Raw genomic sequence first — 12,614 nt, 5'->3', positions numbered from 1 at the left:
CTTTCAGTCTTTCGGGACCGCGGGCCGGGCCCACCAGGTGCCGATCACCGAGTCCTCGCCGCCGGCATAGGGCGGCATGTCGCCCGCGGGCTGCTGCAGCCGCCAGGCGTTGTAGGCCATGCGGTGCGTGGGCGCGCTCCATTGCGGCACGAGGTAGTGGCCGTGCGCGATCACGCGCTCCAGCGCGCGGCAGGCGGGCAGCAGTTGCTCGCGCGTGCTGGCGCCGGTCATGGCGCGGACCAGCGCGTCCACGGCAGGGCTGGCCACGCCGGGGAAGTTGCCCGAGCCTTCGGTGGCCGCGGCCTTGCTGCCAAACATGTCGGCGAACTCCTGGCCCGGGTTGTTGGTGCCGCCGTAGGCCAGCGAGGTGATGTCGAAGTCGAACTTGTCGAGCCGCTGCTGGTAGAGCGCGAAGTCCACGGGGCGGAAGCGCAGCTGGATGCCGAGCTTCTCCAGGTTGCGCGCCCAGGGCGTCACCACGCGCGCGCCGCCCTCGTTGCTGTCGAGGTACTCCAGCACCATGGGCTGGCCCTGGGCGTTGCGCAGCGCGCCGTCCTTCACCTGCCAGCCGGCTTCCTGCAGCAAGGCCCGCGCGCGCCGCAGGTTGGCGCGCAGCGAGGTGTCGCCGTCGGTGCGCGGCGGCACGGTCATGGGGCCGAAGGCGGCATCGGGAATCTGGCCGCGCCAGGGCGCGAGCAGCGCCAGCTCCGCCGGCGACGGCAGGCCCTCGGCCTGGCAGTCGGTGTTGCCGAACAGTCCGTTCACGCGCTGGTAGGCGTTGTAGAACATCTGCCGGTTCATCCACTCGAAGTCGAGCGCCAGGCCCAGCGCCTCGCGCACGCGCACGTCCTGCAGCAGCGGGCGGCGGGTGTTGAGCACATAGCTCTGGAAACCGGTGGGCAGGCGGTGGCGGAACTCGCCCTTGACCAGCTCGCCGCTGTCGAAGCGCTTGCCGGTGACGCGCCGCGCCCAGTCGCCGGCGGAGAAGAAGCGCATCAGGTCGAACTCGCCGGCCTTCAGGGCTTCGAGCCGCGCGGTGTTGTCCTTGTATATCTTGACCGTGACGCGGTCGAAGTTGTTGCTGCCGCGCTTGACGTTCAGGTCGCTCGCCCAGTAGTGGGGGTCGCGCACGTAGGTGATGTCGCGGCCGAAGCGCACCGGGCCGATCCTGTACGGCCCGCTGCCGATGGGCATGTCCATCACCACCTGGTCGAATGGCTTGCCCGCGCCCCACTGGTGGCTGAAGACCGGCAGGCCGCCCACGGTCAGCGGCAGCTCGCGGTTGGGCTTGCGGAAGCGAAAGCGCACTGTGCGCGGGTCGACCACGTCGAGCCCCGCCACATCCTCCAGCACCGTCTTGTAGGCCGGCGACGTGTGCGGGCCCATGAGCGTGTCGTAGGTGTAGCGCACGTCCTCGGCCAGCACCGGGTCGCCGTTGTGAAAGCGCGCCTCGGCGCGAATGTGGAAGGTGGCCGAAAGGCCGTCGGCGGCCACGTCCACGCTGTCGGCCAGCAGGCCATAGCCGGCGCCGGGCTCGTCCAGGGCGCCGGCGAGCAGCGAGTCGAACACCAGCTCCGACAGGTAGGCCGGCGCGGCCCCCTTGATGGTGAAGGGGTTGTACTTGTCGAAGGTGGACTGGCGCAGGTTGCTTACCAGCCGCAGCTCGCCGCCCTTGGGCGCACCCGGGTTCACATAGGCGAAGTGCGCGAAACCCGGCGGGTACTTGAGCGTGCCCCAGATGGCGTACCCGTAGGCGGCCCACGCGGGCACGGCGCAGGTGAGCAGCAGGCAGGCCAGAAAAATCCGCATGCGACAATTCTGATGGATTTTTCATGCGTTTTATCGGAGATGGATATATGGGTTTTCTCACCGGCAAGAAGCTGCTGATCACGGGCGTGCTCTCCAACCGCTCGATCGCCTACGGCATCGCCCGCGCCTGCCATGCACAGGGGGCGGAGCTGGCGTTCAGCTACGTGGGCGAGCGCTTCAAGGACCGCATCACCGAGTTCGCCGCGGAGTTCGGCTCCACGCTGGTGTTCGACTGCGACGTGGGCGACGACGCGCAGATCGGCAAGCTGTTCGACGACCTGTCGCGGCACTGGCCGCGGTTCGACGGCTTCGTGCACAGCATCGGCTACGCGCCGCGCGAGGCGATCGCGGGCGACTTCCTCGATGGTCTTTCGCGCGAGGGCTTCAAGATCGCGCACGACATCAGCGCCTACAGCTTCCCCGCCATGGCCAAGGCCGCCCTGCCCTACCTCAACGACAAATCGGCGCTGCTCACGCTGACCTACCTGGGCGCCCTGCGCGTGGTGCCCAACTACAACACCATGGGCCTGGCCAAGGCCAGCCTGGAAGCCAGCGTGCGCTACCTGGCCGAATCCCTGGGCCCCAAGGGCATGCGCGTGAACGGCATCAGCGCCGGGCCGGTGAAGACGCTGGCGGCCAGCGGCATCAAGGGCTTCGGCAAGATCCTGGGCGCGGTGGCCGAGGCGGCGCCGCTCCGCCGCAACATCACGATCGAGGACGTGGGCAACGTGGCGGCCTTCCTGCTCAGCGACCTGGCCGGCGGCGTGACCGCCGAGATCACCTACGTGGACGGCGGCTTCAGCCAGGTGGTGGGCGGCCTGGCCGAGCCTGCTGCCGCTTGATTCCTGCAAGCAAAATAGGCCTCCAGCGCTTTATTCATAAGCGCTGGCAGCTATCAATACAGTAGCATCAAGGCCGCTCGCCCAGCGCCAGGCGGCGGTCGATGTCTTCCAGCACGGGCCATAGATCGGCCACGCTGTCGATTACGTAGTGCGCACCGTCGGCCCGCAGTTTGGCGCTGGCGGCCTCGCGCACCTGCTGTCGGGCCGCGGCATCCAGCGCCTGCCATTCGGCCAGCGTGAGCCCGGCGGCGTTGCCGCTGACGGCCAGGCCCACGGCCCAGGTGCCGGCGTTGATGCCTTCCTGCAGGCCCACGCCTGTGTCGTCCACCTTCGCCACCGTATGCGGCGGCCAGACGCCGATGTCGGCGAAGGTGCGGTACATCATGAGCGGCGAGGGCCGGCCCTCGGCCAGGTCACCCGCGCAGACCAGGTTGTCGGGCATGTAGCCGCCCCGCGCGGCGATGGGACTGACGACCTCCATGATGGGCCGGTTGTAGCCCGTGGTGGAGCCGATCTTCAGGCCCCGCGCGCGCAGCGCGCGCACGGTGTCGAGCGCGCCGGGGATGAAGTCGCAGAAGTCGGGCACCACGGCGGCGTTCATGGGCGTGAACACTTCGTACAGGTGGTCCACGTCGGCTTCGGTGAAGGGTTTGCCGTGCCGGGCCTGCCACTGCGCGGCGATGCGCGGCAGCATGCCCAGGGCATGGATGTGGTCCCATTTGGCCATGCCCATGGGGCCGCGCGCCTCGGCGATGGTGAGGTCGATGCCGAACTGTGCGAACAGCCGCACGAAGGCGCCCATGGGCGCGCAGGAGCCGAAGTCGATGATGGTGCCGGCCCAGTCGAAGACGACGGCCTGGAGCTTGTGGTGGTCGCGCATGGGTTCCTTGTAGGCGAAGCGGCTACCAGGCGGCGAACACTTCCTCGGCGATGCCGAAGGCGGTACTGGCGCCGGTGCCGCTGGTGACGATGACCAGGCGCGTGGCGGCGTCGGGCGCGTCGATCAGGCAGTCGGTGGTGGAAGACGATGGATAGGTGCCCACCCAGCGCTCGGTGACGGTGAACCCGGGCAGCTTCAGGGCCTGCTGCATGTGGCGCAGCATGAGGTCGTCCACGCGCTGCTCGGCAAAGGGCTCCAGCACCGGGCCGTAGTGGTGCGAGTCGCCCACGACCAGCGAGCCGTCGGCGCTCTGCACCGCGATCAAGTGGATGCCGTTGGCGAGGGCTTCGCCCTCCTCTGCCTCCAACTGCGTGCGCAGCGCCGCGGCGGCGGGCTGCTGGCTATAGCCGAGGTAGCGCACCAGGCTCAGATCGGCCATGACCGAGCCCGGCAGGCGAAAGCCCGCGGGCGGCTGCACGCGCAGCATGTGCAGTTGGCACAGGCGCAGGTGGTGCGGCGCGATGCGCTCGGCAAACAGGCCGTTGATCTCGATGTTGGTGCAGACGGCCACGCGCTCGGCATGCAGCACGGCGCGCGACGTGCGCACGCGCGGCGTGGCGACTTCCAGCACCGCCTCGCCGAAGCGGAAGGCCACGCCCAGCGCCTCGGCCAGCCATCGGGCCAGCAGGCCGATGGCCGTGCGCGATTCCACGCGCATCTCGTGCGGGCTGTAGAGCACGCCCTGTGCATCGTCTAGCCGCAGCACGGGCGCGCGCCGCGCGGCCTCTTCGGTGCCCAGCAGTTCGCAGCCTTCGGCCATTTCCGTCGCCATGAACTCTTCGAGCACCGTGAGCGCCTGGGGCCGGTAGGCCGTGAGGTACAGCCCGCGGTGCAACACGGCGATGCCGGCCTGCGGCGCCACCTCGGCCCAGATGTCGCGCGTGCGGCGGGCGCGGCGCCACGTGTCGCCCGCGCCCTGGCCGGTGACGGTAACGAAGCCGAAGTTGCGGATGGAGGCACCGATGCAGGCAGCATCCTTCTCCACCACGCAGACCTTGAGGCCCTTGCGCGCGGCCGTGTAGGCATGCGCCAGGCCGACGATGCCGGCCCCGACGACGACGAGATCGAAGTTCGCCATGAAAGCCCTTTGTCGAAAAACGGAGCACTGTGGCGGCACCGCATGATGCGAATGTGACACATGGCCCAAGCAAAATCGGAGGCCGTAGACAATCCACCCCATGCGCAACAGGATTCCACCATGGTCAAGAAAAGCTCTCGCCGCACACCGCCATTGCACGGCCCCAATGGCACGGCCCCAATGCACGCGGGGCAGGCCATGTTCGGGCACGCCATGAACAGCCGCGGGCGCACGCCGGCCCATTGCCGCCATCGGCAGGCCGTGGCGCGGCCCGCCGCCTGCAGGCCGCTCGAACCTGGAAACGGCAGTTGACCGCTTCGTATCCCTTGCCAGGCCGCATGAAATCAACAACGCTTTATGGCTTCGATGGCGTTCACCTCATGGGTGAGAGCGCTATGCACCTGCCGGTTCCAGGTTGAACCATGACGCCGAACCTGTCCGACATCAGCGCCCTGTTCGCGCACAAAGGCGCCGCGCAGTACAGCGGCGAGCCGGTCACGCAGCAGGAACATGCGCTGCAATGCGCCATGCTCGCCGAGCAGGAAGGCGCCGACGATGAACTGGTTACCGCCGCGCTGCTGCACGATCTGGGGCACATGCTCAACGACCAAGGCGAAACGCCCACGCTGCGCGGCGTGGACGACCTGCACCAGTTCCATGCCCTGCCCTTTCTGCGCGGCCTGTTCCCCGAGCGCGTACTCGACGCCATCCGCTGGCATGTGGATGCCAAGCGCTACCTGTGCGCCACGCGCCCGGACTACTGGGCCGGCCTGTCGGAAGACTCCAGGCGCAGCCTGGTGTTGCAAGGCGGCATCTTCGACGAGGCGCAAGCCCACGGCTTCATGGACCGCCCGCACGCCGCCGAGGCCGTGCGCCTGCGGCGCTGGGACGACGCGGCCAAGCAGCCGGGCCTGCTGACGCCGCCGCTGGCGCACTACCTCGAACGCGCGGCCCGCTGCCGGCTGGCGGGCTGAGCCAGCACATCAGATGGTGGAATATGGGGGAGTATCGTCATAAATCCCAGGATTCATGGGCGCCACAGGCCAAGCATGCAGGGAGTATCCGCCCGTCCGGCCGGCTCAAGCCAGCGCGAATATCGCGCCGGCCAGGTTGACGCAAGACTCCATCGCATCCGACAGCAGGCCAATCGACGCGGTGGCATGCCATGCCGCCGTCTTGAGCGCGATGGTGACCACTGTGTCGCATCGCTTTTATTGGTGCCGCATAGCATCGAACACTGCACTAGATCGTGCGGCCGTAGGGGCCGTCGCTGCCCACCTGCACCAGTTCTTCCGCACGCGGCGCGGATGTATGGCTCTTGGCCGCCAGCTTGCCGGCGGAACTCGCATCCGCCACGCAGTCGGCGTAGTAGCGCACCTTGCCGGTCATCTCGTCCTCGATCTCGACCAGGCCGTGGATGTCGGTCTCGAAGCCCGGGCACTGGGTATTGAACTCGCGCGAGAACCTCAGGTAGTCCACGATCTTCTTGTTGAACACCTCGCCGGGGATCAGCAGCGGGATGCCCGGCGGGTACGGCGTGATGAGGCTGGTGGTGATGCGGCCTTCGAGGTGGTCGATCTCCACGCGCTCGGTCTTGCGGTGCGCGATGTGGGCGAAGGCGTCGCTGGGCTTCATGGCCGGCGTCAGGTCGGACAGGTACATCTCGGTGGTCAGGCGCGCGACATCGTGCCTGGCGTACATCTCGTGCACGTGCTGGCACAGGTCGCCCAGGCCCATGCGCTCGTAGCGTTTGTGCTGCTGGCAGAACTCCGGCAGGATGCGCCACATCGGCTGGTTTTTGTCGTAGTCGTCCTTGAACTGCTGCAGCGCGGTCAGCAGCGTGTTCCAGCGGCCCTTGGTGATGCCGATGGTGAACATGATGAAGAAGCTGTAGAGCCCGGTCTTCTCCACGATCACGCCGTGCTCGGCCAGGAACTTGGTGACGATGCTCGCGGGGATGCCGGTCTTGGCGAACCTGCCGTTCATGTCCAGCCCCGGCGTGACGATGGTGGACTTGATCGGGTCGAGCATGTTGAAGCCGTCGGCCAGCTTGCCGAAGCCGTGCCAGCTCTTGGCGCTGGTGCCGTTGCCGCGGATGATCCAGTTGTCGGCCCGGCCGATGCCCTCTTCCACCAGCTTGTCCGGCCCCCAGACCTTGAACCACCATTGGTCCTTGCCGAACTCCTGCTCCACCTTGCGCATGGCGCGGCGGAAGTCCAGCGCCTCCAGGATGCTTTCTTCCACCAGCGCAGTGCCGCCGGGCGGCTCCATCATGGCCGCGGCCACGTCGCAACTGGCGATGATGGCGTACTGCGGGCTGGTGCTGGTGTGCATCAGGAAGGCTTCGTTGAACAGCGGGCGGTCGAGCCTGGTGGTCTGCGAGTCCTGCACCAGCACGTGGCTGGCCTGGCTGATGCCCGCCAGCAGCTTGTGGATGGACTGGGTGGCGTAGACCACCGAGCTTCTGGGGCGCACGCGCTTCTTGCCCATGGCGTGGTAGGTGCCGTAGAACGGGTGGAAGGCCGCGTGCGGCAGCCAGGCCTCGTCGAAATGCAGGTTGTCCACGTAGCCGTCGAGCAGGCCCTTGATGGTTTCGGTGTTGTAGATCACGCCGTCGTAGGTGGACTGCGTGAGCGTCAGCACGCGCGGCTTGACGGTCTGCGGGTCCACGCCCGCCAGCAGGGGGTTGGCCGCGATCTTGGCGCGGATGGTGTCGGGCTCGAACTCGCTCCTGGGAATCGGGCCGATGATGCCGAAGTGGTTGCGCGTGGGCTTCAGGAACACGGGGATGGCCCCGGTCATGATGATCGCGTGCAGGATCGACTTGTGGCAGTTGCGGTCCACCACCACCACGTCGCCCGACGCCACCGTGTGGTGCCACACCATCTTGTTGCTGGTGCTGGTGCCGTTGGTGACGAAGAAGCAATGGTCGGCGTTGAAGATGCGCGCGGCATTGCGCTCGCTCTCGGCCACCGGGCCGGTGTGGTCGAGCAGTTGGCCCAGCTCTTCCACCGCGTTGCAGACATCGGCGCGCAGCATGTTCTCGCCGAAGAACTGGTGGAACATCTGGCCCACCGGGCTTTTCAGGAAGGCCACGCCGCCCGAGTGGCCGGGGCAGTGCCAGGAGTACGAGCCGTCCTCCGCATAGTCGAGCAGCGCCTTGAAGAACGGCGGCTGCACGCCTTCGAGGTAGCTCTTGGCCTCGCGGATGATGTGGCGCGCCACGAACTCCGGCGTGTCCTCGAACATGTGGATGAAGCCGTGCAGCTCGCGCAGGATGTCGTTGGGGATGTGGCGCGAGGTCTTGGTCTCGCCATAGACGTAGATCGGCACGTCGAGGTTCTTGCGCCGCACCTCCTCGATGAAGGTGCGCAGGTTCAGCACCGCGGGGTCGAGGTCGGGGCCGGGCGTGAACTCCTCGTCGTCGATCGACAGGATGAAGGCGCTGGCGCGGCTTTGCTGCTGCGCGAACTGGCTCAAATCGCCATAGCTGGTCACGCCGAGCACCTCTAAGCCCTCGCTCTCGATGGCCTGCGCGAGCGCGCGGATGCCCAGCCCCGACGTGTTCTCGGAGCGGAAGTCTTCGTCGATGATGACGATGGGGAAACGGAATTTCATGCGCAGGGCTCCAGGAGATCGCGAACAGGTTCTAGTGCAGTGTTCAACGCTGAGCAGCACATAAAACCGCAGCTTTTGACGCATGGCGGCGTTGCAAATCCTCGCGATAGCTACGGCTATCGCTGTGGTTTGCGCCTTGCCCTGCGCCAAAACGCATCGCTTTTATTGGTGCCGCCAAGCATCGAACACTGCACCAGGGCGGCAAAACCGAAACAGGCGCGAAGTGTAAGGAATAACGATGACCGCGCTTGGCCCCCCGTTTCTTTTGTTCCACAATGCGGCGCACATCATTCAAATTCAAAAGGGGAAGGGCATCGCGGCCATGGCTTATTCGACCCTGTGGTGGCTGGCAACCGGCAGCGCCGTCGTTGCCGAGCTGCTGACCGGCACTTTCTATCTGCTGATGATCGCAGCCGGGTTGGCCGCAGGCGCCATCGCGGCCCATGCCGGCCTGCCGCCGCCCGCGCAGATCGTCGCCAGCGCGCTCGTGGGCGGCGGCGCGGTGCTGCTGTGCTACTACGGCAAGCGCCGCAAGGGCACGGGCCGCACCAACGCCAGGCTCGACGCCGGCCTAGACGTGGGCGAACACGTGCAGGTGGATGCCTGGGCCCCCGACGCCACCGCGCAGGTACGCTACCGCGGCACGCTGTGGACCGCCATCCTGCGGCCCGGCGCCAGCGCGCAGCCCGGGCTCCATCGCATCGTGGAAGTAGTGGGCAGCCGCCTGCTGCTGGACCGCATGTGACGGCGGCCGCACCGCATCGACATTCATCTACTAACACCCCGGGAGGCCCACTTGGAAATCGCCATCGTTGTGCTCGTCATCGCAGTCATCTTCATCACCCAGTCGATCAAGGTCGTTCCACAGCAGAACGCCTGGGTCAAAGAACGGCTGGGCAAATACGCGGGCACACTCACACCGGGCCTCAACTTCCTCATGCCCTTCATCGACCGCGTGGCCTACAAGCACAACCTGAAGGAAATCCCGCTCGACGTTCCCAGCCAGATCTGCATCACGCGCGACAACACGCAACTGCAGGTGGACGGCATCCTGTACTTCCAGGTGACCGACCCGATGCGCGCGAGCTACGGGTCGAGCAACTACATCATGGCCGTGACCCAGTTGGCCCAGACCTCGCTGCGCAGCGTGATCGGCAAGCTGGAGCTGGACAAGACATTCGAGGAGCGCGACATCATCAACGCCCAGATCGTGACCGCCATCGACGAGGCCGCGCTGAACTGGGGCGTAAAAGTGCTGCGCTACGAGATCAAGGACCTGACGCCCCCGAAGGAAATCCTGCACGCCATGCAGCAGCAGATCACCGCCGAACGCGAGAAGCGTGCGCTGATCGCGGCATCCGAAGGCCGGCGCCAGGAGCAGATCAACATCGCCACCGGCGAGCGCGAGGCCTTCATCGCCCGCTCTGAAGGGGAGAAGCAGGCCGTCATCAACAAGGCGCAGGGCGAAGCCGTCTCGATCACCGCCGTGGCCGAAGCGACAGCCCAGGCCATCGAGCGCATCGCCCTGGCCATCCAGCAGCCCGGTGGCGCACAGGCCGTGCAATTGAAGGTGGCCGAAAAGGCGGTGGACGCCTATGGCCAGGTGGCATCCGACGCCACCACCACGCTGATCGTGCCCGGCAACATGACGGAAGTGTCGGCCCTCATTGCCTCGGCCATGAAGATGGTGCAAGCCGGGCGCCCCGCAGCCTCCTGAGCGGCTCACAGATTTGCGCGGCACAGGGGCACTTCGCCGCCGTGCCCTGCCTGCTAGAATCGAGAGCTTCGGAGCGGTGGATGAGTGGTTTAAGTCGCACGCCTGGAAAGCGTGTGTGGGTTAATAGCCCACCGCGGGTTCGAATCCCGCCTGCTCCGCCAGAACATGGCCTAAGTGGTTGATCCACTTAGGCTTTTTTAATTTTCTGCCCTTGCGTTATACGTCTGGTTCTACGGATCAGTCACCGACGTATTGCCTCGTTCAGGGCTGGACTCTGACCCAGATTGAGCTGCCTTGAGCGAGGCTTCTTGGTCAGGGCGAGTCAGACGATGGCGGCCACACGCCTGGTTCACGGTTGCCAACGGTACTCAAGCGGCTGCGCGTCGTTTTTTGATGGCTGTCAGTGCTGCGCGCGCATCTTGGGTGCGTCCTGCCGTCACGTCATCCAGGCCCTTGGATGCTTCGTCGATCAGCAGCAGGTGGATGCGCTCGCGCTCTAGCTGGTGGTAGTAGTCGAGGCGCTTCGCGTCAATGATGGCGATGTAGGCTGGGTATTCCGGACGAACGTGACCGATGAACCTGGAAACGGCAGTTGAACCAACCGAAAAACTGAAGAAACCCAATACCCATGCGGGTTTCCAAAGACTTCGCGTGACTGCAGAGCAGTTCCAGATGGGTGAGTCTGGAAAGCATGGAAACTCAATGCGTGACAGGCAGTTGCTCGAATTTTGGGGATTCAACCTAGAAACGGCAGTTGGATGCGCCTGCCGGTGCCGTGATCGGGGTGCCAGGCAAGGCGCGACGACGCGGCGGGCTACTGCCCGCAAGGAGGGGCAACGCCGCATGGCGCCCCGAGCGCGGTGCTGGCAGGTGCATAGCGCTCTCACCCATGAGGTGAACGCCATCGAAGCCGTCAACGCTTGATTTCATGCGGCTTGTCAAGGGATACAAAGCGGTCAACTGCCGTTTCTAGGTTCAACTGCCGGATTTAGGTTGAATCATGAACATGATGCTCCATCGAGGTTTTTTTCAGTCTTCGTCTGCTGTGCCGGGCAGCGGCTGGCCCTGCATGCGCCGGGCCACCGCCGCTTCAATGGCGTCGAGCACATGCGCTTGCACGCGGTCGGCAAAGCGCTTGCGCCGGTTGCTTGAGAGCTTGCCGCCGTTCTGGTAGGTGGCGACGATCAGCGTGCCCAGGTCCGTGCCGCGCAGGTCGTAGCGGTCATTGATGTGCCGGGCCACGTCGTCAAACAGCCCCAGAAACTCCACCTCTTGGCGCAGGTGGATCTCCAGCGAAGCCTGGGCCATCGCCAGCGTGAAGGCCACGCCCTCGGTGACATCCATGTAGCGCAACCACAGGTCTTCGCCGGGCTGCCATGTGTAGCTGTACTGGTCATCGCCCGACCAGAGCACCTGGCACAGCTCCCGGGCGGGCCGGCTGAACGCCGTCAGCGCCTGCCAGTATTGATCTTCGTGCTTTTTCATCGCCACCGACACGGGCAGCAGAAAACCCGCAGGCAGACCGCCCGACTGTCCCAGGCAGTGGTGAATCAGAAAGCGCGACAGGCGCCCGTTGCCATCCATGAACGGGTGCAGAAAGACAAACGCGAACGACACCACCCCAGCATGCGCCAGCGGGTCCAGCCCAGCGGGGCGCTGGTTAGACAGCGCCATCAACTGCTCCATCAGCTCGGCGCACAGCTCGGGCGCGGGCGGCACATAGGTCACGCCCGCCGCGCCCAGGGCGTTGCCCTGCAGGTGGTTTTGCTCGGTACGGAACTGCGCCGCCTTGTCGAACGGGTTGCTGACGGTGGCGTTCTGCAGCTCGATCAGATAGTCCTCGCTCAGGGGGCGCGGGTCGTGCGCCCGCCTGAGCAGCGCGGCAAACCGGCGGGCCTTGTCCTCGCTGGGCGTTTCGCCCTCGATGGCAAACGAGCCCTCGGTCTCGCTCAGATACGCCCACGACAGGGCACGCTCCAGCATCTGCGCGCCGATGGATGCGGCAAACAACTTGGCATGGGCCAGCACATCGTGCTGCAAGCCCTGCAACACCGCATCGGTCTTGCGCACCACCGGGCAAAACGGCAGATCGCCCAGCCCGTTGAAGTCCACCCGCCAACGCGCATTGCGCCGCGATGCCCCGGTCAGGTAGGCCGCCGGGTCGAACATGGGCACATACGCTGCCGCCACGGGCTGCCGCTCCACCGCCGGCAGCGGGCGCTGGTGGGCGGCCTCCCACAGCAGGCACAGCTTGCGCACATAGGCACCGTTGGGCGTGCGCAGGAATTCCGCCGCCATCTCCTCCTGGCCGACCTGGCGCAGGGCCGCCGTCAGGTAGTCCAGCCGCACCCCTTCGTGCTTGATGGCAAAGAGCGCGTGGTCCAGCCAGCGTGCGCCGGGCGCCAGCTTGGCAGGCACCAGCAGCGCCCCTTCGGCCAGCCGCTGCAGGCTTTGCACAGCCGCCAGCCGCGCCTTGTGGGCACCCAGAAAGTCCGGGGCCTGGAGCGCGTCCTGAATCCAGGCGTAGCCGACAGCGGTGCTCATGTCAGTGGGGCGGTGCGGGGCAGAAAAAACCTCAGTGTCCGGGAATTTTCTTCAAAAATGAAGAAG

10 protein-coding genes, 1 tRNA gene and 1 pseudogene are annotated in these 12,614 nt (G+C 66.2%); 5 read left to right on the top strand and 7 right to left on the bottom strand.

The window, feature by feature from the left end:
- Nucleotides 1-3: 3 nt before the first annotated feature.
- A complete protein-coding gene (locus PY257_RS15485; RefSeq protein WP_275743446.1) occupies nt 4-1,809 on the bottom strand; it encodes an extracellular solute-binding protein in 1,806 nt (601 codons plus the stop codon).
- A 47-nt stretch (nt 1,810-1,856) separates the two neighbouring features.
- Here PY257_RS15485 and fabI point away from each other — a divergent pair, with 47 nt between their 5' ends.
- Entirely contained in the window at nt 1,857-2,651 is a 795-nt protein-coding gene (fabI, locus tag PY257_RS15480) for an enoyl-ACP reductase FabI (protein ID WP_275743445.1), read from the top strand.
- A gap of 67 nt (nt 2,652-2,718) precedes the next feature.
- On the opposite strand, the gene phnX is transcribed toward fabI, so the two are convergent.
- Nucleotides 2,719-3,531: a phosphonoacetaldehyde hydrolase gene (gene phnX / locus PY257_RS15475; protein WP_275743444.1), complete on the bottom strand. Its 813-nt coding sequence runs from the start codon at nt 3,529-3,531 to the stop codon at nt 2,719-2,721.
- Nucleotides 3,532-3,553: 22 nt separating this feature from the next.
- A complete protein-coding gene (locus PY257_RS15470) occupies nt 3,554-4,669 on the bottom strand; it encodes a TIGR03364 family FAD-dependent oxidoreductase (protein ID WP_275743443.1) in 1,116 nt (371 codons plus the stop codon).
- A 422-nt stretch (nt 4,670-5,091) separates the two neighbouring features.
- Here PY257_RS15470 and PY257_RS15465 point away from each other — a divergent pair, with 422 nt between their 5' ends.
- Nucleotides 5,092-5,643 (top strand): phosphonate degradation HD-domain oxygenase, encoded by a 552-nt coding sequence (locus PY257_RS15465; protein WP_275743442.1) that lies wholly within the window; start codon nt 5,092-5,094, stop codon nt 5,641-5,643.
- 108 nt (nt 5,644-5,751) lie between these two features.
- On the opposite strand, the pseudogene PY257_RS15460 reads toward PY257_RS15465, so the two are convergent.
- Together PY257_RS15460 and PY257_RS15455 are read right to left on the bottom strand one after the other, a co-directional pair.
- Nucleotides 5,752-5,865, bottom strand: a pseudogene (locus tag PY257_RS15460) (cation diffusion facilitator family transporter); the annotation flags it as partial.
- A 46-nt stretch (nt 5,866-5,911) separates the two neighbouring features.
- Nucleotides 5,912-8,287: an arginine/lysine/ornithine decarboxylase gene (locus tag PY257_RS15455; protein ID WP_275743441.1), complete on the bottom strand. Its 2,376-nt coding sequence runs from the start codon at nt 8,285-8,287 to the stop codon at nt 5,912-5,914.
- A gap of 322 nt (nt 8,288-8,609) precedes the next feature.
- Here PY257_RS15455 and PY257_RS15450 point away from each other — a divergent pair, with 322 nt between their 5' ends.
- The 3 genes from PY257_RS15450 to PY257_RS15440 all read left to right on the top strand — a co-directional run bounded on the left by PY257_RS15450 (nt 8,610) and on the right by PY257_RS15440 (nt 10,165).
- Nucleotides 8,610-9,032, top strand: a complete 423-nt coding sequence (locus PY257_RS15450) for an NfeD family protein (protein WP_275743440.1) — start codon at nt 8,610-8,612, stop codon at nt 9,030-9,032.
- 51 nt (nt 9,033-9,083) lie between these two features.
- Nucleotides 9,084-10,004, top strand: coding sequence for an SPFH domain-containing protein (locus tag PY257_RS15445; protein ID WP_275743439.1), 921 nt, complete (start codon nt 9,084-9,086; stop codon nt 10,002-10,004).
- Between the two features lie 70 nt (nt 10,005-10,074).
- Nucleotides 10,075-10,165: transfer RNA gene (locus tag PY257_RS15440), tRNA-Ser, on the top strand.
- A gap of 207 nt (nt 10,166-10,372) precedes the next feature.
- Here the strand turns inward: PY257_RS15440 and PY257_RS15435 are convergent.
- Together PY257_RS15435 and PY257_RS15430 are read right to left on the bottom strand one after the other, a co-directional pair.
- Complete coding sequence (locus PY257_RS15435) at nt 10,373-10,579, bottom strand: hypothetical protein (protein ID WP_275743466.1); 207 nt, start codon at nt 10,577-10,579, stop codon at nt 10,373-10,375.
- A gap of 454 nt (nt 10,580-11,033) precedes the next feature.
- Nucleotides 11,034-12,548 (bottom strand): Fic family protein, encoded by a 1,515-nt coding sequence (locus PY257_RS15430; protein WP_275743438.1) that lies wholly within the window; start codon nt 12,546-12,548, stop codon nt 11,034-11,036.
- Nucleotides 12,549-12,614 lie beyond the last annotated feature (66 nt).

The organism is Curvibacter soli, assembly GCF_029211125.1.
Taxonomy (GTDB): Bacteria; Pseudomonadota; Gammaproteobacteria; order Burkholderiales; family Burkholderiaceae_C; genus Curvibacter_A; species Curvibacter_A soli.
Note: the sequence above shows the minus strand (reverse complement) of the source record. Positions and strands in the feature narration are given on the sequence as shown.

Bases quoted from the DNA above. Each gene is read 5' to 3' on its own strand.
- PY257_RS15465 (WP_275743442.1), top strand. From the start codon at position 5,092: ATGACGCCGAACCTGTCCGACATCAGCGCCCTGTTCGCGCACAAAGGC.
- fabI (WP_275743445.1), top strand. From the start codon at position 1,857: ATGGGTTTTCTCACCGGCAAGAAGCTGCTGATCACGGGCGTGCTCTCC.
- PY257_RS15450 (WP_275743440.1), top strand. From the start codon at position 8,610: ATGGCTTATTCGACCCTGTGGTGGCTGGCAACCGGCAGCGCCGTCGTT.
- PY257_RS15485 (WP_275743446.1), bottom strand. From the start codon at position 1,809: ATGCGGATTTTTCTGGCCTGCCTGCTGCTCACCTGCGCCGTGCCCGCG.
- PY257_RS15455 (WP_275743441.1), bottom strand. From the start codon at position 8,287: ATGAAATTCCGTTTCCCCATCGTCATCATCGACGAAGACTTCCGCTCC.
- PY257_RS15430 (WP_275743438.1), bottom strand. From the start codon at position 12,548: ATGAGCACCGCTGTCGGCTACGCCTGGATTCAGGACGCGCTCCAGGCC.
- phnX (WP_275743444.1), bottom strand. From the start codon at position 3,531: ATGCGCGACCACCACAAGCTCCAGGCCGTCGTCTTCGACTGGGCCGGC.
- PY257_RS15470 (WP_275743443.1), bottom strand. From the start codon at position 4,669: ATGGCGAACTTCGATCTCGTCGTCGTCGGGGCCGGCATCGTCGGCCTG.